Source organism: Dactylosporangium sp. NPDC049742 (assembly GCF_040674675.1).
Lineage (GTDB): Bacteria > Actinomycetota > Actinomycetes > Mycobacteriales > Micromonosporaceae > Dactylosporangium > Dactylosporangium maewongense.
Window position 1 is genome coordinate 131,671 of the sequence record NZ_JBFANF010000028.1, and the last position, 21,910, is coordinate 153,580.

Sequence of the window (21,910 nt, forward strand, 5' to 3'; positions counted from 1 at the left end):
GTTTCGACGTGTCGCGAAAGCGATGCGCCCGTTCGGGAGATTCCGGCGCTTAAGCGACTGCCGGCTTGCCCATGCCGCGGTACTCCCAGCCGGCCGCGACCCAGACGGACTGGTCGAGACAGTTCCGACCGTCGATCACCCGGCGGGCCGCGACGAGCTCGTTGAGCGAGTTGGGGTCCGCGTTGCGGAACTCCTCCCACTCCGTCAGCACGCAGATCAGGTCGGCACCGGTGACGGCGTCGGTGAGGGTCTTGGAGTACGTCACGTCGGCGACGTCGTTGCGGGCGTTGTCCATGCCCTCCGGGTCGTACACGGTGACCTCGGCGCCGGAGCGGGCCAGCTTGCGGACCACGGACAGGGCCGGCGAGTCGCGCACGTCGTCGGAGTTGGGCTTGAACGTGGCGCCGAGCACGGTGATCCGGGTGCCGGCCAGGTCCGGGCCGGCCGGGCCGTAGCCGCGGCCGAGCAGCTCCGCGGACAGCTGGACGATCTTCTGCCGGCGGCGCTGGTTGATCAGGTCGACCTCGTGCAGGAAGCGCAGCGCCTCGCCGACGCCGAGCTCCTGGGCGCGGGCCTGGAACGCGCGGATGTCCTTGGGCAGGCAGCCGCCGCCGAAGCCGACGCCGGCGCGCAGGAACTTGTTGCCGATGCGGGCGTCGTACCCGATGGAACGGGCGAGCTGCGTCACATCGGCGCCGGCGGCCTCGCAGACCTCGGCCATCGCGTTGATGAACGAGATCTTGGTGGCGAGGAACGCGTTGGCGGCGACCTTGACCAGCTCGGCGGTCGCGAAGTCGGTGACCACGACGGGGACCTCGCGGTCCTCGGTGAGCGCCAGGTCGAACACGCCCTTGTGGGCGGCGTAGAGCATGCCGGTCGCCCAGTCGCTCTTCACCCCGAAGATGATCCGGTTGGGGCGCAGCACGTCCTCGACGGCGACGCCCTCCTGCAGGAACTCGGGGCTCCAGGCGACCTCGACGCCGAGCTCGGCCGGGGTGTGGCGGCGCACGAGCTGCTCGATCCACTCGGCGGTGCCGACCGGGACGGTCGACTTGCCGGCGATCAGCGCCTTGCGCTTGAGCAGCGGCGCGAGGTTGGTGACGGCGCTCTCGACGTGGGACAGGTCGGCGGCCATGCCGTCGGGGCGCTGGGGCGTGCCGACGCAGATGAAGTGGACGTCACCGAACTCGGCGACCTCCTCCCACGACGTCGTGAACCGCAGCCGGCCGGCGGAGAGGTTCTTGCGGAGCAGCTCGTCCAGGCCGGGCTCGTGGATCGGCACGTCGCCGCCGGACAGCTTCGAGATCTTCGCCTCGTCGACGTCGAAGCCGAGCACCTCATAGCCCAGTTCGGCGAAGCAGATGGCATAGGTCGCGCCAAGGTAGCCGGTGCCGAGGAAGGTCAGCCGCGGGCGTGGTGCGCCGGAAGGCGCGGCTACTACGGGTGGGGTGCTCGGGTACGCGATGGTCACGCCTATGTCTCCACTCTTTCCCGTTCCGCAAATACCCGCATTGCGGACATCTGTGGCGTATAGGGCTTGGTACTGCCGACGTTGCTCCGGCGAGAGTAGTCCCTCCCCGCCGACCGCGCCTTCGGCTCCTTGGTTACTCATCGGTATGCTCACCCTCGGACGAGCCTGAACGGCGGTTCAGGCCGTCGGTCGCTACAGGATTTTCGGGTCTTTGGGGGATGCCGTGTTCGAGGTGTACCAGCTGCCGGAGGAGCACGCCGCGGTCCGTGAAGCGGTGCGTGCGGTGTGTGACGGCAAGGTGGCGCCCAACGCCGCCGCCGCCGACGAGACCGGCGAGTTCCCCCAGGCGTCCTACGACGCGCTGCGTGCCGCCGACTTCCACGCCCCGCACATCCCCGAGGAGTACGGCGGCGCCGGCGCCGACGCCCTCGCGACCGCCATCGTCATCGAGGAGGTCGCCCGCGCCTGCGCGTCCTCGTCGCTGATCCCCGCCGTCAACAAGCTCGGCACCATGCCCCTGCTGCTGTCCGCGTCGCCGGAGCTGAAGCAGCGCTACCTGCCCTCGGTCGCCGCCGGCGACGCCATGTTCTCCTACTGCCTCTCCGAGCCAGACGCCGGCAGCGACGCCGCAGGCATGAAGACCCGCGCCGTCCTCGACGGCGACACCTGGGTCCTCAACGGCGTCAAGCGCTGGATCACCAACGCCGGCGTCAGCGAGTACTACACGGTGTTCGCCGTCACCGACCCCGCCGCCCGCTCCCGCGGCATCTCCGCCTTCGTCGTGGAGAAGTCCGACGAGGGGGTCAGCTTCGGCGCGCCGGAGCGGAAGCTCGGCATCAAGGGCTCCCCCACCCGCGAGGTGTACCTCGACAACGTCCGCATCCCCGCGGACCGCATCATCGGCGCGCCGGGCACCGGCTTCGCCACGGCCATGCAGACCCTCGACCACACCCGGGTCACCATCGCCGCCCAGGCCCTCGGCATCGCCCAGGGCGCCCTGGACTTCGCCCTCGGCTACGTCCAGGAGCGCAAGCAGTTCGGCAAGCCCATCGCCGACTTCCAGGGCATCCAGTTCATGCTCGCCGACATGGGCATGAAGCTGGAGGCCGCCCGCCAGCTCACCTACGCAGCCGCCGCGAAGTCCGAACGCGGCGACAAGGACCTCACGTACTTCGGCGCCGCCGCGAAGTGCTTCGCCTCCGACGCCGCCATGCAGATCACCACCGACGCCGTCCAGCTCCTCGGCGGCTACGGCTACACCAAGGACTTCCCCCTCGAACGCATGATGCGCGACGCCAAAATCACCCAGATCTACGAAGGCACCAACCAGGTCCAGCGCATCGTCATGGCCCGCCAGCTGCTCAACGGTTAGCCGGCGAATTTTCGCAGCTCAGGCCACTTCGATCAGCGACCATCACCTATCCAGTCCCTCTAAGGCACGCCGAGATGCCGCTGATCTACGAGCACGCGGCACCGGCCTACCGTCATGGCCCTATCGGTTCTGTTTTCGCAGGTGAGAGGCCAGGAAGCCAGACAGACCCCACCCTTAAGCCAACCCGGTGGGCCACCATCACTCTGGCGGAATCCTGGCCTCCAGCTGCATTATTGCAAGTGCATCGATGCACATCCTCCACTATGGACATGCGAAATTGACCTCGACTGCATGTAGCGCACCGTAGCGGTGGCCCCATCCGACGAGCAGGGTCGGTAGCATGAGGTGTATGAGCGCGGAGGCCGTTGGCAGACACATGCCTGCCATCATCACGCTCGAGGACCTGGCCGCCATGATCTCCGCCGACACGCACGGCCGTCGGTATGAGACCAGTCCCGAGGGAGTGCTCTCCGTCGTGCCACCCCCCGACAGCGAGCACGCCGTCATCGCCACCCGCCTGATGCTGTGGCTCGGCCTCGCCGGCTGGCCCGCCGAGCAGCTGATGCAGGCCGCCGGCATCCGCATCTCCGGCCCGGACGGCGACGGCGGCCGCATCCCCGACCTGACAGTATGGTCGCGACCTCAGCAGCATGCCGTATGGCTGGCCGTGACCGACCTCCTGCTCGTCATCGAGATCATGTCGCGCGGATCTGAGGCAACCGACCGCGTCATCAAGGTCGACGAGTACGCGGCAGCAGGAATTCCGCAGTACTGGACCGTAGCCCGTGACGCTGCGCAGACCGTAACCTTGTACGCGCTTGGGCTGGCGGGCTCATACCAACGCGCGGCACAGATGCCCCTCGCGTGGCTTCTCCAGACATCACCCGGAGATCACCTCACCCTGCCGTGACGCCGAGCCGACCGTCGCGACGCGGACGGCCACCAAGACGCGGACCGCTGCCCTGCGCGCGGACCGGGCCGCCGCCGAGCAGCAGGTCGGCGAGATCCCGATCCACGAGGGAACCAACCAGGTCCAGCGCATCGTCATGGCCCGCCAGCTGCTCAACGGCTAGCCCTCGCCGGACCGGCGCGGGTCCGCCGCCGAAGAGTCCAAAGATCAAGGCCAATGTGACCGCGGTCACATTGGCCTTGATCTTTTGCTGCAATTTCCCCTGGGGGCTTCTCGGACTCTTTTACATGGTGCCGCTTCCGCCGACCCCGAGGAGCACACCATGGACGCGCGTTCGATCGAACCCCCCGAGCAACTGCGCCTACCGGCGGCGACCAGGCCGCCGGAGCCGCCCCCGCCACCCGCACGGCCGCTGCTGGCCGTCACGGTCAAGCTGAGCACCGGCTCGGGCCTGATCTGCACCATCGTGGACGCGGCGGCGGAAGGCTACTACGTCCGCGCCGGCGTGGCGGGCGTACTGCTCGTCGCCGGCGTGGTCGCGGACCGCCTGTACCGGCGCCGGCTCCGCTACTCTCCTGCACCGGCGGTTGCCGGTGCCACCACGCCGGGCTCCCAGGACGAGCGATGAGCTCGTCCGCCGAGCGCGGCCGGATGCGGGCGGCCGGTGACGGCCACCCGCACCACCGGCGCGACGCACGAGGGAGGGAGCGCGTGAGGCATCGGCGCGAACATGAGGTGTTCGACGGCACGTGCCCGAACGGCGGAGCGACCGCCGACGTCGAGCCGCTGCAGGACCCACCCCTGAACGTACCGATCCCTGGCCTGCGGGCGCTGGATCACCTGTGCGCCTTCCTGAGCTCGTCGCGCGTGCTGACCGAGGTCGCGAAACTGGCCGAACACGGCTTCACCAAGGCCGGCCGGTCGTTCACTCCTCGCAACTACGCGGACTTCGAGAACCTCTGTTTCGAGGGCCTGGCGTCGTTCTGGGCGTCCGTCCACAACGGGCTCAAGGACCCGTTCACGTTCTCCGCCGGATCGGTGCGCGGCTACGGCATCACCGGCATCAAGTTCAAGATCATGGATGCGGCCCGCAGACGGGCCTGGCCGAGCGCGGCCGAGGAGGCCGATTCGGACACGTCGGCGGTCGTTACCGACAAGACCGCTACGGAGCTGGTAGCGCCGCTCGAATGGATGCTGCGGGCGGTCGCCGGGGCGTCGCGAGCCTCCAAGCACAGCGAGCAGACGCGACAGGACGCGGCGCAGGTTTTGCGGTACGCCGTGCACCAGGCAGTCGCGGACGGCACCTACGACGAGTTCCTCGACATCGACCACCTACGTGCGGTCCTGAGCGCGCACGACCCGGCGGCGCTGCGTGATGAAGCCGGCAAGGAGCGCGTCCGGCGCGTGCAGAAACTGCTCGTCTCCGTGGTCCGGTCATATGCGGAGAACGACGCGTGAACGGCCCGGTCATGGACCCCCAGCCAAACGGAACCGACACACCGGCCTCAGGGAGGCAGGACATGCCGTCCATTCATACGAACACCGATGACATCGAATTCCAGTTCGGCACCGCTGGGCCGGCGCTGACCTACCAGACCGTCGTCGCCGAGGGCATCCAGTACGCATGCGACGCGGTGACCTTCGCTCCCGTCGCGATCGTCATCAGCGCGGACACCGCAACCGCGGCGCGCACGGCTGAGATCATCCGGCTGCTCACCGGCCGCAAGCTGCACGAGTCCGAGCACCGGCCGGGCACCCCGGCCCGTGCCACCGGCGGCCAGGACGATCGGCGGCTCCAGGTGCTGGAGCAGCTCTCCCGGCTCGCCGCCACCCAGCACCGCGACCTCGAAGACCCAGCGCTCGCGCCGGTGGCCGCGCTGGAGGAGGCCTTCCTGTCCAGGGAGATCGCCACCGCCCTCGCCTCCCGGCAGCAGGAACCGGCCTTCTTGGCGTTCGCGGCCGTGCTGCGCCGGCGCCGGGCCAGGACGTCGGCCGGCTCGCAGCAACCGGCGCAACCAGCGCAGCCGGCCGGCGGGCCCGAGCCGGCCGACCCCGAGGAGGACAGGTTCGACGCCGCCACACTGAACGACCTTGTGATGGAGGCGGTCGGCAAGCACCTGAACCTCGGCCTGGCCATCCATGCCGTCCGAGAAAGGATCATGGAGGTCCTGGAGACGCTGACCGACCGCGATGACGTCACGCTGCCGGAGGCCCCGTTCGTCGGCGTGACCGACGCCACCGCCATGCCGACCCGGGCCAGGCTCCGTGCGACGGTCGGTGTCGCCGCGATCGGCCGGCACGCCGCCCGCGCCGCCCGGCTGAGGTGCGCCGCACAGGCGGCCCGACTGTGGCGGACCTGCGCGGTGTTGTGGGAGCACCTCGATGACGTCGACCGGGCCGGGCTCGCCGCGTCGTACGCGACGGGAGATGCGCAGCGGTCCGGCACGGGCCCTGACCGCCTGCCTTGGCCCCCGTCCCCGCTGGTGACCGAGCTGGCGCTGCTCGCACTCGTGGCGGCACAGCGCTTCGCGCCCTCGGCGCGGTCCGGCGCGGCGGCGGTGGCGACGCTGCGGCAGTTGCGCCGGGACTGGATCCGTCCGGTCCCGGCGAAAGGTCTCGCGGCTGCCGCCGCCGACCGGCTCACCGTCGGACACGAGTCGACCTACGAGACGGCGACGCTTCGGGTGACGCTGCCGGACGGCCGCAGCGTGGACATCGATGTCCGGAGCCAGACCGCGGATGTCCTGCTCGTCCGGCTCGGGTCGGACGCCGAGCGTGATGTGCTGCGCTTCGCCGACGGCTCACCGCTCGGCGACACCTTCGACTCGGTGACGGCGGCTAACGGCACCGACGTCCGTCAGGTACTCGTCGATGAACTGCGGTTCGAAGGAGGCGTCGGATGAACGAGGCTGAACAGCGCGATCTCATGATCGCTTTCCTGCTGGCCTGCGACCGGCTGGCCGACGCCGCCCCGGGCACGATGGACGACACCGGCCTGCCCGCATCGGCGGAGTCCCCATTCGCCCGGCTGTGCCTGTATGTCGAGCGGGGACCCTTCCAGCGCGGGATCGCGTTGGCCGGTGCTGCCCTCCCGGCCTGGCTGCGATCCAAGGACCACGGCATTGGCAGATTGCTGCAGCGCATCGACGCGGGCGGCGACGACGGATGGGGCTGGCTGCGGCTGAACTGGGACGAAGGAACCGGCGGTACGACGGAACGGGAGCGGCTCCGGGCCAGCGACGACGGTCCGCTCGCGGCGCTGCGCCGGATGCACAAGGCACTGAGCGAACTGTGGTCCCGCCCGGCGGGTTCACCCCCCGGGGTGCTCGCGGCGGCGACGAGGCTCACCGGTCCCGACACGATGCCGAGAGCGGCCGCGATCGACGTCGTGAGAGGCCGGCGGACCGAGTTCGTCACGGTCAACCTGGAGACACGGCAGGGCATCGTGCTCGGTGGCGATCTGAAGCCGTTCCACCGCGGGATGATCAAGGCAGCGACGGCCAAGTTCCTGCCCCAGGATCTCCAGCCCGCGTTCAGCGACGAGGTGTGCGATCCGTCCTTCGTGGAGGGCGTTCATCGCGGCTTGACCGCGGTGGTTCAGCTGCTGGAGCACCACGGCGACCGACCGGGATCGGGCGGTGCGGCCGCGGAGACGGACCGGACTCTGATCGTGCACGGCCTGCTGCCGCCGGCCACGGCTGTGTCGGGCTCGGCCGCCGCTTCGGTCGCCATGAACGAGCTCGCCCGGCACATCGACAAGACCATGCGGGTCGGCGCGCACCGGGTCATCGCCACCGGCAGCTTCGAGGACAGCACCCTGCGCCTGGAGCCGTTGAACGGGCAGGTGCTGCGGGCCAAGCTCGCCACGGTCGCCGAGGACGGGTTCTACGGCTACCTGCTCGCCTACGCCGACCCAGCCGACTTCCCCGAGGCGGACCAGGTCCCGCAGAAGTACCACATCGACCTGAGGTTCCCGGACAAGCCCGGCCGTCCGCAGTACCCTGTGCTGCGCATTCCCCTTGGCGCCACGCTGGCCGACCTGGCCCGTGCGGTGTGGGGCGAGACCTTCGTCAAGTGGGCCGACACCAGCCGGGCCGCGGCCCTCCGGGACGCGAATCTGGAGCTGCTCAAGCTTCCGCCACTGCACCGCGGCTGGTCCTCGGAGGAAGAGGATCATCTGGTCGCGACCCTGGAAGCGACGATCTCCGGCGCCATCCTGCTGGCCGGCCCGGCCAGCTGCGGCAAGTCCACGATGGCACTCCGAGCGGTGCAGCGGCTGGCCGACACCGCCGACCGGGAGTACGACCTGTTGTGTCTCTCCCCCACCATCAGCAGCGTCCCGAAAAAGGACGAAATCGTCGCCGCCTGGTTCCGCAGGCCGGATCCCGGGGGCTCGGCCGCACGGCGGGTGATCCTGATCGACAACCTGCCCTGGGAGGGTGGCCAGCGCGACTCCGCCACGCTGTTGAACCAGTTGTCGGAAGAGCTCGCCGCGACGGTACTCGGCGTCGCGCACGCCGATGCGAACACCGACCTGGAGTTCGCCGGCGTGGAGACCAAGCGGCTGCTCGTGGGGCTGGAGTCGATGACCGCCTTCGCCGAGCGCATCGCCCCGCAGCTGGACAACCCGGTGGACCCGAACGTCATCCCGGTCATCGTCAGAGAGAGTCACCGGGACCTGGAGGTGATGCTGTGGCTGCTTCGCGCGGCCGGGAAGCGGGGCGTGAACACGAAAACCGTCGTCGAGGCGGCGCTGCTGCGTGAGCGCGAGCCGTTCCGCAAGATCCGGCGGACGGAGGCCCAGGGCAGGGCACTGGCCCGGCTCGCCGTTCTGTCCTACATCAGGATGCCGACCCCAGAAGACCTGTGCGCGCCACTGAAACCGCAGCACCTGCGGACGTTCGCGACCAGGGCCGGCGACGGGTGGCAGATCCTGGCACGGCCCAAGCAACTGGCCGCGCTGGACGTGACCGCGGTGGATCGCGGGCTCTGGGAGAAGCTGGCGGTCGCTCTCGCCGACTGTCTCGAGCTGCGTTCGCGGGACCTGCTGTGGGCGTGCGAGATCATCCAGCACCTTCATCAGGCAGACGCCACCGAGGCGGAGCGCTTTCTCGCCTCGCACCAGAACCTGCTGGTCCGCCTCGTGTACGACGGTGTCGACCCGCGCCATCTCGCGCGGTACATCGGACTGGTGGACCGGTATCTCGACGGCCAGGAGCGTAAGCGCCAGCAGTGGCTGACACAACTGGCCAACCAGACCGCGACGGGCCTGCTCAGCAACCAGTTCACCCCACGCGAACTCGCCCGGATCCTCCGCGTCCTGACCACCAGAGCGGCGCTGCTAAAGCACGTTTCGCAGCCCGATCCGCTGGACCGGCTGCTCAACACGCTCCAGCCGCACCTGCTGAAGCGGGTGCTGCAGCGGGCCAGCGGCCCCGGCGCCCGGATCGAGCTCATCGACGCGCTCCGGCTGTGTCGCAGCCAGTTCCTCGATGTCCGGATGAACCAGCTCACCGACGAGTTCCTCGCCTACAACACCACGACTTTGTCGGTGAGCACCTACACGGACATATTGTCGGCCGTCGACCGGCTGCAGGCCGTGCCGAAGCTCTCCCTGGAGGGCACCCAGCCGATCATGGACATCCTCGCCCACCAGCCGCCGAAGGCTCTCGGCCTGATGGCGTTCGCGGCCTGGCACGCGCTGCACCTACGGGTCCGGGCGAGGCTGCCCGGCGACAGCAGCCCGCAGAAGCACAGCACCGACCGGACCGCCGCCCGGCGAGGCCAACCGGCCCACGACGCCCAGTTGCAGCGGGTCGCCCTGGACTTCGCGTACCTGGCACGTTCCACGAACGCGTGGCACGTGTTCGCCGCACTGCACCTGCTCCGGTCCGCGGACCGGCAGGCGGCCGCACGGATCGCCCAGGAGCTAAGTGCCCGCACGGACGTCTATTCCCGGGTGGCCGCAGATCTGCGCCAGGAGACCCTTTCCAACATCGCTCACATCGTCCGTGAGATGCGCGTCCTGCACCCCAAGGGCCTGCTCGAGATCCTGTACGGGCCGGACAGCGAAGACCTGGTGGCCTACATCAGCAAGCGGATCGTCGGCGAGGGCGACGGCCGGGGTGGGTCGATGATCATCGAGTCCGCGCTCCAGGCCGAGGAGATCTACGGCGACGAGCGGCGGCCCAGTTTCGCCCGCCGGATCGCCGAACGCATCGGGATCAACTTCGTCCGGAGCGTGCTGCACGTCGACGTCCGGCTCGTGGTCGGGTTCAGGCTCATCGAGACGATCATCGACGCCGACGTCAGCTACGCGGAGGAACTGCTCGACGACGCCATCGGTGTCGTGATGGCCAAGATCGCTGTGCATCGCCCCTGGGGGCCTCAGCTCGCCCTGTTCCTCGGCAACAACCGGCGGCTGGCCGCGAAACGCAGCGTCTTCGACGAGCTGGCCGTCAACTCCGACATCCTGATCGCCATCGAGCACTGGATGGCAGACAGCCGCGACGACCTGACCCTCCGGTCCTTCCATCAGGTGGCCAACGTGCTCGATACCGACCGCCGGATGGCCCGGCAGTGGGTGGAGGTGTTCGAGCAGCAGGGGTTCAACCCGAAGATCAGGGACAGCGACCGGCCCGAACGGGCGCTCCGAGCCGTGCACGCCGTCACCGCCACGCTCGGCCGGGCCGGAGCGCACCACCGGGTCGCCGCGGCGGCCAACGACGCGTTCGACAAGACCGGCATCGGCACCAGCGACCCGAAGCGACGCTTCGGCATCACTCCCGGCGACCTCACAGAGACGGTCAGCCTGCTGCGCAGGATGGAGCCGATGAGGGCCGCCGCGGTGGTCGACGACTTGCTGATTAAGGCGGCCCAGCTGGTCCGGCACGGAGCCGGCAACCCGTTCGACCGGATGGCGGCGTTCGCCGCCATCGCGCGCATCAACCAGGATGCGGCGCGGAGCACGGTGCAGTACCTGGACAAGAACGACATGGTGCAGCACAGCCTCGTGACGGCCGTGCTCGACGAGGACGACAATCCCCACGGCCAGGCGATCGCCTTCCGGCAGCTGACGGAGCTCGACCAGGCCCGGCCGAAGTCCGACGAACGGCATCGCGCGATGACCCGCTGGCGCCATCAGCTGGACCTGATCCGCAGCCCGAAAGCCGTGGCCGAGATCCTCCGGACCGCCGCCATGTGGGACCTCGACACGGCGTGCGACCTGGCCCGAGCTGTGGCATGGGACTCCGTGCGCGCCCGGATCCGGGCAGGCTGGACCAGCGACGCCGAGCACTGGGGCTACCTCAGTGGCGTCAACTGGGCGATCGATGCCGGCCTGAACCTGCAGCTGTCGAATGACATCATGCAAGGTGTCGAGCGGGCCGGCCCGCTCACACCGGCCGCCATGGCGTCGTTGCTCGGCTTCCTGCAACTGGTCGATCCCGAAGCCGGAAGAGACCTGGCCGACCGCTTCCGCGAGCGTTTCGCCGCCGAGCTGTCGCTCCGGTTCATCGAGGACGAAACCAGCCATTACACCGATCTCGGCTGGTGTGCCCTGTATCTGCACCCCCAGCCCGACCTGGTCCAGGAGCGGCCGGATCGACTGGACGAGGTGGTGCCCCCGGCGGTCCGGCTCTGGCTGACCGCGCATCTGCACGCGGACTGGGCCGCGGAGTTGAGGGCAGACGCCTGGACAGCACTGCTCCAGGAGCACCCCGGTCAGCCGATGGGGGTCACCGACCATCTCGTCTTCACCTGTGTGGCGGCGCACCGCGACGGACGGGTCGGAGATGTGCGGGCGTTGCTTGCCCGCACATCTTCCGATGTCCCCGCGCTCGTTGCCCGGCGGCTGCACCGGGCCTCGCTCCGCTCGCAGCTGGTCCTGCTCCGCGCCGGGGTGGTCGACCCGGAGCTGCGGCCGATGTTGACCGTGCTGCGCCGGCAGCTGAAGGAACGGCTTCAGCACGAGCCGGGGCTGCGGGCATCGGCATACGCCAAGGCGATCCGCACACTGCTGAACAACTCCGACGACTGAGTGCCGTTCCGTTCGCCACCATCGACTGCCTGCCGCAGACCCTGGCAGACCCAACGATGCCACGTCCCGGACCGCATGTCCGGTACGACGTGACTCCGCAACCTGAGGACCTCCGGCAGGCGATGCACACCACCCCGCCGACGAGACCGCAGCAATCCTTCAAGGTGCTGGGCGGTTCGGCCACAGCGAAGAGGCAGATGCTGGCGCCGGATACGCTGCGTTCCCAGCCTCAGCCGACTACCTTGAGGAAGTGGTTGGCTACAGGTCGAAGTAATTCGATTGTGTCCACAAAGTGGTGAAATGTGAACTCTGGCGAAATCCTGGCCTGCCACCTTTCTGCGAGCGTTTCTGCAGTTCAAAGCCTATATAACCGAAGATCACCCAGATCTACGAGGGCACCAACCAAGTCCAGCGCATCGTGATGGCGCGGCAGCTGCTCAACGGCTAGGCCGGCAAGCCTGGACGGGCGGTGCGGTGGGGACGACGGGTCGCGTCGGCCCCACCGCGTGGTTTCGCGTCAGGCTGCGTCGTCGTCGAGGACGGTCAGCCAGGCGAAGCCGTCGCCGATCGCGGCGCCGGTGGGGGCCGAGATGGTGATCTTGTAGCGGAGCGACGCGGTGTTGGTGACCGTGTTGCCGGTGAGGGGGATCTGGATCGTCGCCTCGGTGGCGCCCTTGGGGATGGTGACCGGGAACGACAGCAGTGGCACCTGGCCGGCGGAGGAGGAGCCGCTCGCGGCCGTCTGCACCTGCACGGTCGCCGCCTCCTTGAGCTTGCCGCTCAGTGACAGCCGCATCGTCGCGGTGCCGGGGCCGTTGCCTTCGGAGACCGTCGTGTCGGCGATGCTGACCAGCACCGCCGGGGTGGCGACGCCGCCGCCGACACCCGGGGTGTCGAACGCGACGTCGGACAGATAGGCGCCGCCGGACGGGGTGGCCGGTCGGACGAGCACGGAGCGGACGCTGGTCAGGTCCACCCCGGACAGTGAGGCGATCGGCAGCCGGACCGTGCGCAGCCAGGTCTTGCCCAGCCGGCTGATCCCGTTGGCGGTGTTCGTCGACGCCGGGAACGGGGTGAGCGCCGGGCTGACGTCGCCGACCCGTACGGTCGCGGTGCCGCCCGCCTTGTCGACGAGCGTGACCGCGAGGTCGACGTCGCCGGCCGCCGTCTCGTCCCGGGCCACCCGGAAGGTGAGCGCGTCGTACTTCGTGACGTTCCACTCACCCGGGCCGAGCGCCACCCGTACCTCCGGCGACACCGACGCCGCGCTCCACTGCAGCCGCAGGACCGGGCTGACCGGCACCGACGGGGCGAACGTCGCCGGCGTCCAGTGCGGGATCTTCGAGGTCGCGGTGGTCGCCGAGCACGGGGTGTCCCCGGGGAGCACCCGCGCGGCCACGCTGTAGCAGTACGCGCCGAGGTCGAAGCCGGAGACCGAGACGTTGCCGGCCGGGCGCTCCAGCGGCGCGAGGTCCAGCCGGCGCGAGCCGGGCTGCTGGGCCTGGGCGTGGACCACGGCGCGGCCCGCCGACGGCACCGTGCCGTTCGTGCCGTCGAACAGCGGGAGGAACACCGTCTCGCCGCCCTGCACGAGCCGGAAGAAGCCGGCCATGTACGCGGTGCCGACGGCCCGCTGCTCGGCGGCGGTCAGCCGGGCCGGGCTGGCGCTGCCGCACACCTCGTCGTTGGCCGGCGACCAGTCGTCGCTGGACGGCGCGACGGACACGCCGGGCGTCCACTCGGTGTTGAAGAAGTTGTGGTCGGCTCCCATGATCATGAGGGACGACCGCAGCACGTTGTCCCGCACCGAGTACCGGGTGTCGTCGTAGAAGTGCTGGCCCTGCTGGTTGGAGACGTCGCCGTCGCAGTACGGCAGCAGCACCGCCATCGGTACGTCCGGCAGCGACGGCCGGCCGAAGTCGACCGGGGCGAGCGGCAGGACCGCCCTGATGCCGTACGGGTGCTGCCGCTCGGCGTTGAGCAGCGCGGCCTCGACCACGCCCTCGCCGCCGCGTGAGTGCCCCATCAGCCCGACGTTGGACAGGTCCAGCCGGCCTGCGAGGGGGTGCCCCGCGGTCGTGGTCCACTTCGCCAGCAGGTCCAGGTGGTCCATGACCAGCTGCCCGCGGGCCACGGCCCCGTTGTCGTCGGTGAAGCTGGCGTCCTTGGCATTGATGCCGTTGGCGCTGATCGACACGACCACGTACCCGTGGGTGGCCAGGGCCTGCGCGGTTTCGGTGTACCCGAGATAGCTGTCGATCGGAATGAACCCGGCCGCGCACGGCCAGTTGGTGTTGTTCGTCGCCCGGCTGACCGGGTTGTAACAGGCCGAATGGCGGCCGTGCAGGAACAGCACGACCGGGCGGGCGCCTTTCGCGCCGGCCGGTGCGTAGACCGCGGCCCGGATCTCGGCCGGCAGGTCGCTCAGGCCGGGCAGCGTCGTCGCCGTGTCGCCGAGGTCGTAGTCGATCCGCTCCACCTGGAACGGACCGGGCTGCGCCGGGTCCGTGTACAGCTGCTTCTTGAGCAGGCCCTTGGGCGTGGTGGGAGCGGCGGCGGACCTCGGCGGCGCCGCCTTGGATCCGGGCACCACGCCGTTCCAGGCGACGTCGACGCGCTGCGCGGCGGCGACGGCGGCGGCGGCGTCGGTGGTCTCCACGGTGAGACTCAGCCCGTCGGCCGATTCCTTCGCCGCCCCGATGACGCGCCCGTCGACGGCGAGCTCCGGCACGGCGTCGCGGACCGGCAGCGGCTCGTCGAGCCGCAGCGTCACCCGCGCGCCGCCGTCCGGTAATGCGTCGACCGTGAAGCCGCTGGAGCCGATCGGCTCGTCGCCGGGGTCCGCGGCGGCGGAGGGTACGAAGAGGCCTGCTGCGGCGATGCAGCCGGCGAGTATTGCGGACGGAAGCCGGACTCGCCCCCTCAGGGGTGCGAAACGGACCATATGCGACTCTCCCTATTTCGCACTGAAAGGTTTCAGTGCGAAATGGAAAATACGAATGACCTGTTCCAGAAGATCGCCGATAAAGAAACGCCCGGGTTACCGCGCCGCACAGCATTGTTTCAACGGTCACGATTGGTATCAGGCGATAAGACATCTCTCGGAATGCTTGATGGCCACCGGACGTCATCCGGGGCGCCGCGTCGTCCGTCCGGAGCCGGTTCGGGGATCGCTCGGCCGATCTGCCGGCTCGGCGGGACGGCTTATCGTGGCCCGGTGGCGCGGCTCGACTTCCGGATCCTGGGCCCGCTCGAGGCGCGGACGCCGGGCGACGAGCCGATCGAGCTCGGCGCCCGCAAGCAGCGCGCGGTGCTGGCGATGCTCGTGCTCGAGCCCCGCCGGGTCGTCTCGGTCGACCGGATCGTCGAGGGGCTGTGGGCCGGCGCGGCACCGGCGAGCGCGACCGGCACGATGCAGGCGTACGTCTCGCAGCTGCGCCGCGCCCTGGAGCCGGACCGGCCGCCGCGCACGCCGCCGGCGGTGCTGCTCACCCGGGATCCGGGATACCTGCTGGCGGTCGACGGCGAGCAGATCGACGCGGTGCGCTTCGCCGCCCGCGCCGAGTCCGCCCGCCAGGCCCTCGGCCGCGGCGACCTGCCCGCGGCCGAGCGGCTGCTGGGCGAGGCGCTCGGCGAGTGGCGCGGCGAGGTGCTGGCTGACCTCGCCGACGAGGCGTTCGCCGCCGCGGCCGTGGCGCACCTGCACGAGCTGCGGGACGCCGCGCACGAGGACCTGGTCGACGTCCGGCTCGGCACCGGCCGCAACGGGGCGGCGATCGCGGAGGCGCAGGCGCTGCTGGACCGCCGGCCGTTCCGCGAACGGTCGTGGGGGCAGCTCATGCTCGCGCTGTACCGCGAGGGCCGGCAGGCAGACGCGCTGGCCGCGTTCCGCCGCGCCCGCGCGCTGCTCGACGAGGAGCTGGGCCTGCCGCCAGGGCCGGAGCTGCGCGCGCTGGAGGCGACGATCCTGCGCCACGACCCGTCCCTGACCCCGCCGCCGGCGCGGGAGGCGTTGACCGTCGCCGGGACCACCGCACCGGCGGCGGAGCAGCAGGCCGCCGCACCGGCCGGGCAGCAGGCCGCCACACCGGCGGGGCAGTCGGCCGCCGAGCCGCTCGTGGGGCGCAGCGGTGAGGTGCGCCGCGTCGCCGAGCGCATCGAGCTGGCCCGCGGCGGGGCCGGCGGCGTGCTGCTCGTCGCCGGCGAGGCCGGCCTGGGCAAGACCCGCCTGGCCGAGCGCGCGGCCGAGCTCGCCGGCCGGTCCGGGCTCGACGTGGCCTGGAGCCGGTGCGTCGAGGCGAGCGCCACGCCGGCCTTCTGGCCGTGGACGCAGGTGCTGCGCGCCCTGCCGGAGACCGACGCCGTCCGGGACCTGCTCGACGTGCTCACCGGGCGGGGCGAGAACCGCTGGCGCGCCGAGGACCCGGACACCGCCCTGTTTCACCTGCACGAGGCGGTGGGCGACGTCCTGCGCGCGCACGCCGCCGCGCGGGCGCTGCTCGTCGTCGTCGACGACCTGCACGTCGCCGACGCCTCGTCGCTGCAGCTGCTGGCGCACCTCGCGCCGGCCCTGCACCGGCTGCCGATCCTGGTGCTCGCCACGCTGCGCCCGGAGTCGGCCGACGCCGGCCCGGCGCTGCGCGAGACGCTGGCGCTGCTGGCCAACGAGCGCGGCGCCGAACGGCTGCGGCTGGGCGCGCTGACCGCCGACGACATCGCCGAGTACACGGCCGGCTTCGCACCCGGGCACCGGGACCGGCCCGGCGGCGCGGTCGCCGCCGCGCTGCTGGAGCGCACCGGTGGCAACCCGTTCTACCTCAAGGAGCTGCTGCGGCTGCTGGACAGCGAGCACCCCGGCGGGTGGGGCAGCGCGCAGGCGGTGGCCGGGACCGGCGTGCCGGAGAAGGTGCGCGACGTCATCACCCGGCGCCTGTCCCGGCTGCCCGAGCGCACCCGCGCTCTGCTGGAGACCGCCGCGGTCATCGGGCGGGACGTGGACCCGCTCCTGCTGGAGGCGGCCACCGAGGACCGGGGCGAGGACGTCATGGCGGACCTCGAGCCGGCGGTCGAGGCCAGCGTGCTCCTGGAGGTGCCGGACGGCTGGGACTACCGGTTCTCCCACGCCCTCGTGCGGGACACGGTCTACGGCGGGCTGAGCCGCCTGCGGCGGGCGCGGCTGCACCGGCAGGTCGGCGAGGCGCTGGAGGCGTTCGACCGCCCGGACGACCCGGACCTGCTCGGGCGGCTGGTGCACCACTTCACGATGGCCGCGCGGCTGGGCGTCGCGGAGCGCGCGGTGCGGTACGCGACCCGGGCCGCCGAGGTGGCGATGGCGCAGCTGGCCTACGACCAGGCCGCCCGGTACCTCGAGTCCGCCCTCGGCGCGCTGGACCCGACCCGCCCGGGCGCCGCCACTTCTCGGTGCCGCCTGCTGGTGGACCTCGGCGTCGCGCGGCGGGCCGCGGGCGACGTGGCAGGCACCCGCACCGTGCTCGACGAGGCGCTGACCCTGGCCCGCCAGCTCGGCGACGACGAGCTGGCGATGGACGCCGCGACGCTGTTCGGCGGGGTGACCCTGTGGTTGTGGCGGCCGTACCTGACGGTCGACGAGCGCATGACCGGCATCCTGCGCGAACAGCTGGACCGGCTGGGCCCGGACGACCGCTACCGTCGCGCGGTGCTGCTCGGCACGCTCGCCGTCGAGCTGTACCACAGCCCCGACCGTGAGGTCGGCGAGGCGCACGCCGCGGAGGCGGTGCGGCTGGCGCGCGAGCTCGGCGACCCCGAGCTGCTGGCGCGCACGCTGAACAACTACTGGAACGCCGCGTGGGTGCCGCACCGCGAGGCGGAGCGCCGCGCCGCGGTCGACGAGCTGCTGACGATCGCGCCGCTGCCACCGACCGTCGAGGCGACCGCTCGGCTGCACCGGATGATGACCGAGGTGATCGCGGGCGACGTCGCGGGGTTCGACGCCGACCTGGCCCGCTGCGTGCGGCTGGTCGAGGGGATCCGCACGCCGGTGCTGCCGGCGCAGGTGCGGTATGCGCAGGCCGGTCGCGCGATGCTGGCTGGCCGCTGGGCGGAGGGCGAGCGCCTGGTGGGTGAGGCGTTCGCGCTGCAGGAGCACACCAGCCTGTGGGGCGCGCAGTGGATCCGGCTGGCGTTGCTGTACACCGTCCGCCGCTTCCAGGGCCGCCAGGGCGAGCTGCGCGACGAGCTGGTGCGCTGCGCCGACGAGCCGCCGTACTCGCTGCTGCGCCCGACCGCCGTGCTGGCCGCCTGCGAATCCGGCGACGAAGGGCTGGCCCGGTCGCTGGTCGAGCGTTGGGGCACGGCGCGCGAGCAGCTGTGGGGCTGGGAGTTCGTGGCGTTCCAGTGGGGCCTGATCGCGGCCCGCCTGGGCACGCCCGACCCGCGCGAGCTGTACGACGAGATCGCCCCCTTCGCCGACCGGTTCTGCACCGTCGGCAGCGGATGCGCCACCTGGGGCTCGATGCACTTCGTCCTCGCCGAGCTGGCGGCCCGGCTCGGCGACCGCGACGCGGCGCTGGAGCACGCCCGATCGGCCCGCGCCGCGCACGCCCGGCTCGGCGCGGCGCACCTGGTCGCGGCCAGCGACGCGCAGCTGGCGACCCTGGCGAAGCCCTAGCGGCACCCAAGCGCGGGCCAAACACGTGCCAAGCGGGCTCCGGCACCGTACCGGCATGACCATCGCACTGACTGATCTCCCGGTCACGGCCGGGCCCGTCTTTGTTCCCGGCGACGAGGGCTACGCGGCCGAGGTCGCGTCCTGGAACGTCGCCATCCACCACGAGCCGCACGTCGTCGTCGGCGCCACCGGCGCGCAGGACGTCGCGGCGGCGGTGCGCTGGGCCGGCACCCACGGCCTGCCGGTCGCGGTCCAGGCGACCGGGCACGGCGCGGTCCGCCCGGTGACCGGCGGCCTGCTCGTCACCACCGGCCGGATGACCGCGGTCTCCGTCGACCCGGTGACGCGCACCGCCCGCGCCGCGGCCGGCGCGCGCTGGTCGCAGGTCGTCGAGGCGGCCGCGGCACACGGCCTCGCACCGCTGAACGGCTCGTCGACGCACGTCGGTGTCGTCGGCTACACGCTCGGCGGCGGCGCCGGCCCCCTCGGCCGCCGGTACGGCTTCGCCGCCGACCACGTCCGCTCCATCGAGATCGTCACGGCGGACGGCGCGCTGCGTACCGTCGACGCCGACCACGAGGCCGACCTGTTCTGGGCGGTCCGCGGCGGCAAGGGCAACTTCGGCATCGTGACCGAGATCGAGTTCGGGCTGTTCGAGGTCGCCGGGTTCTTCGGCGGCGGCATCCACTTCCCGGGCAGCCACGCCGCCGAGGTCCTGCACGCCTACCGGGCGTGGGTGGCCGGGCTGCCGGAGGAGATGAGCACGTCGGTGGCCCTGCTGCGGCTGCCGCCCCTGCCGCTGCTGCCCGAGCCGCTGCGCGGCGCGTACGTGGCGCACCTGCGCGTGGCGTACCTCGGCACGGCCGAGGACGGCGAGGCGCTCCTCGCCCCGATGCGCGCCGCGGCGCCCGCGCTCATCGACGACGTGTCGTGGCGGCCGTACTCGGCCGTCGACTCCGTGCACCAGGACCCGGTCGACCCGCTCCCGTCCCGCGATCGCGGCGTGCTGCTGGGTGAGCTGACCGCGCAGACCGTCGACCACGTGCTGGAGGTCGCCGGGCCGCAGGTGGACGTACCGCTGATGATGGTGGAGATCCGGCACCTCGGCGGCGCGTTCGCGCGGACGCCCGCCACCCCCAACGCCGTGAGCGGCCGTGGCGCGCAGTACTCGCTGTTCGCCATCGGGCCCGGCCTGCCCGAGCTGGCGCCGGTCGTCGACGCGGTCACCGACCGGCTGCTCGCCGTGGAGACGGCGCCGGGCGGCCTGATGAACTTCTCCGGCCACGCCGCCCCGGAGGCGCTCCTGGCCAACTGGTCGACCGCCGACCGGGACCGGCTGCTGCGCATCAAGCGCTCCTACGACCCGACGAACGTCTTCTCCAGCGGCCAGGCGCTGATCGGATAAGCCTGCGCGACCCATTGGCGGCCGCACACATCCATGCCGGCGTCCTGCAACCGCGCCCGCACCTGCTCGCCCTCCGGGTGGTCGAGCAGGTGCGGGCGCGGCAGGCCGTGGGTCGATCGGCGGACTGCGGCACGTCCGCGCCATGACGGTGCCTGATGGGTAGAGAAGTGTCGCTTCAGACTGCGGCCCGGACGCCGCCGAGCGGGCCGGCGTCGCGGTACTCCACCCGCCAGGTCCTGACCGTCCGATCGGCCCCAGCAGAGGCACACAACTGGCCGACGGGGTCGAATGCGACGGCGAGGACCGCATCGGTGTGACCGATGAGCGGCGCCGCATACGGCCGCTCGTCACCGACGAGCCACAGTCGGACCGACCGGTCGTAGCTGCAGGTCGCCAGCAATGATCCATCATGGTTGAACGCCACGCCCGCAACCGCGTCCGTGTGGGCATCCAGGGGCTCGCCGGCCGGGCTCATCGTCTTGAGGTCCCACAGCCGGGCCGTGCCGTCATTGCTGCCGGTCGCGATCAGTCGACCGTCCGGACTGAACGCGACGCCCCAGACCTCATCGAGATGGCCGTGCAGCGGGCCACCGATCCGCGCCCAGGTGCCCGTGGACCAGATGCACAACGACAGATCGACGCTCACGGTGGCCAGGAACTCCCCTGACGGTGACCACGAGACGGCCGTGGCGGTGTCGGAGTGCTCGAGCTTGGCCTTCTGCCGCCGGCGGTTGACGTCCCAGATGCGCACGCTTCCGTCGGCTCCCGCCGATGCCAGCGAGCGCCCGTCCGGGCTGAATGCCACGGCCCAGACCTCATCTTCGTGCCCAGTGAGCGAATCACCCTTCTGGACGTGACGATCGGCGTCCCAGAGTCGGACCGTCGAGTCGTAGCTCGATGTCGCGAGCAGGCGACCGCTCGGGCTGTAGGCGATGTCGGTCAGTGCCCGATCGTGGCCTTCAAGTTTCGCGATGAGCCGTCGGCGCGCCGGATCCCACAGATGAATCGCGGCGTCCGCACCGGCGGACGCGAGAACCCGGCCGTTCGGGTGAAACGCCACGCCGAACACTTCGTCTTCGTGCCCATCCAGGACCGTCCGTGATGCGTCAGAGCGAGCGTCGGCGAGAATGCGAGCGGCCGTGCGGCGAGCACCGGCCACGATCTCGCCCGCTCGGTGCTCGGCGTCCTTGACGATCTGCTCGGCCTGCGCTTCGGCGCCGCTGATGATGGCGGCCGCCCGCCGGGCCTCGTCGCCGCCAGGATCGGCGGGCGGCCGCACATCGAGATCAGGTATCGCCGCGGGCGCGGCGACGGTCGAGAGGTTCGCTTCCTGCCACAGCTCGAATGCCCTCTCCTCGTCGCCGCCCAGCGCCGAGACGATGAGCTTGAGGCTCTGCCATTTGGGCAATTGCGGTCCGTGCAGGTAACGCTGCACCGTCGAGTGCGAAATCTCTTTGTTGGTCCGCTTTGCCACCTGCCGCAATGGGGGCCGTCCAGCGGTCAGATACAGCGCCTCCATGTAGTCGAACAGAGCGGACGCTGCGGCATCGGGTCGCTGAGACTTGTGTGATTGCGTCAAGCCATTCTCCGCATGTCCTGAAGCGTCGACATGACCGTCGTTGCCCTCACATCGTCTCGGGAACTGCTACCGGCCGAGGTTATCGCCGCCTGAGCACCATCGACAGTAGCCGAAACGCGCGTTGCCGCCTGGCCTGGCTCCGCGACCACAGGTAGACCCAGCTCGGCACAATGACCAACAGAATCGGAACAACCGAGGTCAAAAGAACGTAGATGCTCACGATGCCTCCAACTATCGCGCCGCTTCAACCTCCCACAGGATGAATTACTTGCCAGTAACATGGCGGTTCGGCACCATCTTGCTACGGATTGCGACGCGACCTTCGATACGGCTGAACGCCGCCGGGCGTCTCAAAATGTCTCATGACACGACACAGAGACGACCGGGGCGGGGGGGGGGGGGGGGGGGGGGTTGGGGTAGGCCCCCCCGCGGCCCCGCGCGCGACCCCGGGGGATGTGAAAACCCCCCGCCAATTAATGCCAGAGC

At 71.0% G+C, this 21,910-nt stretch carries 12 protein-coding genes; 8 read left to right on the forward strand and 4 right to left on the reverse strand.

Going from position 1 to position 21,910, the window contains the following annotated elements; all coding sequences use genetic code 11:
* Nucleotides 1–49: 49 nt before the first annotated feature.
* Complete coding sequence (locus AB0J72_RS30640; protein WP_344501669.1) at nt 50–1,471, reverse strand: UDP-glucose/GDP-mannose dehydrogenase family protein; 1,422 nt, start codon at nt 1,469–1,471, stop codon at nt 50–52.
* A 211-nt stretch (nt 1,472–1,682) separates the two neighbouring features.
* On the opposite strand from AB0J72_RS30640, the gene AB0J72_RS30645 reads away from it, so the two are divergent.
* Entirely contained in the window at nt 1,683–2,843 is a 1,161-nt protein-coding gene (locus AB0J72_RS30645) for an acyl-CoA dehydrogenase family protein (protein ID WP_360573046.1), read from the forward strand.
* Between the two features lie 349 nt (nt 2,844–3,192).
* Nucleotides 3,193–3,753, forward strand: coding sequence for a Uma2 family endonuclease (locus AB0J72_RS30650; RefSeq protein WP_363404562.1), 561 nt, complete (start codon nt 3,193–3,195; stop codon nt 3,751–3,753).
* On the opposite strand, the gene AB0J72_RS30655 is transcribed toward AB0J72_RS30650, so the two are convergent.
* Nucleotides 3,740–4,009 carry a hypothetical protein gene (locus AB0J72_RS30655; RefSeq protein WP_363404565.1) on the reverse strand — a complete coding sequence of 90 codons (270 nt, stop codon included), beginning with the start codon at nt 4,007–4,009 and terminating at the stop codon, nt 3,740–3,742. The two genes, AB0J72_RS30650 and AB0J72_RS30655, sit on opposite strands and share 14 nt — an antisense overlap.
* 66 nt (nt 4,010–4,075) lie before the next feature.
* Here AB0J72_RS30655 and AB0J72_RS30660 point away from each other — a divergent pair, with 66 nt between their 5' ends.
* The 4 genes from AB0J72_RS30660 (at nt 4,076) to AB0J72_RS30675 (ending at nt 11,791) form a co-directional block, all read left to right on the forward strand.
* Nucleotides 4,076–4,381 (forward strand): hypothetical protein, encoded by a 306-nt coding sequence (locus AB0J72_RS30660; protein WP_363404567.1) that lies wholly within the window; start codon nt 4,076–4,078, stop codon nt 4,379–4,381.
* Entirely contained in the window at nt 4,378–5,211 is an 834-nt protein-coding gene (locus tag AB0J72_RS30665) for a hypothetical protein (protein WP_363404569.1), read from the forward strand. Before AB0J72_RS30660 ends, AB0J72_RS30665 begins: the two co-directional genes overlap by 4 nt.
* A gap of 62 nt (nt 5,212–5,273) precedes the next feature.
* Nucleotides 5,274–6,656 carry a hypothetical protein gene (locus AB0J72_RS30670; protein ID WP_363404571.1) on the forward strand — a complete coding sequence of 461 codons (1,383 nt, stop codon included), beginning with the start codon at nt 5,274–5,276 and terminating at the stop codon, nt 6,654–6,656.
* On the forward strand, nt 6,653–11,791 hold the full coding sequence (locus AB0J72_RS30675) for a hypothetical protein (protein WP_363404573.1): 5,139 nt from the start codon (nt 6,653–6,655) through the stop codon (nt 11,789–11,791). Before AB0J72_RS30670 ends, AB0J72_RS30675 begins: the two co-directional genes overlap by 4 nt.
* A gap of 517 nt (nt 11,792–12,308) precedes the next feature.
* Here the strand turns inward: AB0J72_RS30675 and AB0J72_RS30680 are convergent.
* Nucleotides 12,309–14,735 carry a hypothetical protein gene (locus AB0J72_RS30680; RefSeq protein WP_363404575.1) on the reverse strand — a complete coding sequence of 809 codons (2,427 nt, stop codon included), beginning with the start codon at nt 14,733–14,735 and terminating at the stop codon, nt 12,309–12,311.
* A 273-nt stretch (nt 14,736–15,008) separates the two neighbouring features.
* On the opposite strand from AB0J72_RS30680, the gene AB0J72_RS30685 reads away from it, so the two are divergent.
* Together AB0J72_RS30685 and AB0J72_RS30690 are read left to right on the forward strand one after the other, a co-directional pair.
* A complete protein-coding gene (locus tag AB0J72_RS30685) occupies nt 15,009–18,440 on the forward strand; it encodes a BTAD domain-containing putative transcriptional regulator (protein ID WP_363404577.1) in 3,432 nt (1,143 codons plus the stop codon).
* Nucleotides 18,441–18,495: 55 nt separating this feature from the next.
* Nucleotides 18,496–19,845, forward strand: a complete 1,350-nt coding sequence (locus AB0J72_RS30690) for an FAD-binding oxidoreductase (RefSeq protein ID WP_363404579.1) — start codon at nt 18,496–18,498, stop codon at nt 19,843–19,845.
* 175 nt (nt 19,846–20,020) lie between these two features.
* On the opposite strand, the gene AB0J72_RS30695 is transcribed toward AB0J72_RS30690, so the two are convergent.
* Nucleotides 20,021–21,364, reverse strand: coding sequence for a hypothetical protein (locus AB0J72_RS30695; RefSeq protein ID WP_363404581.1), 1,344 nt, complete (start codon nt 21,362–21,364; stop codon nt 20,021–20,023).
* Nucleotides 21,365–21,910: the final 546 nt, after the last annotated feature.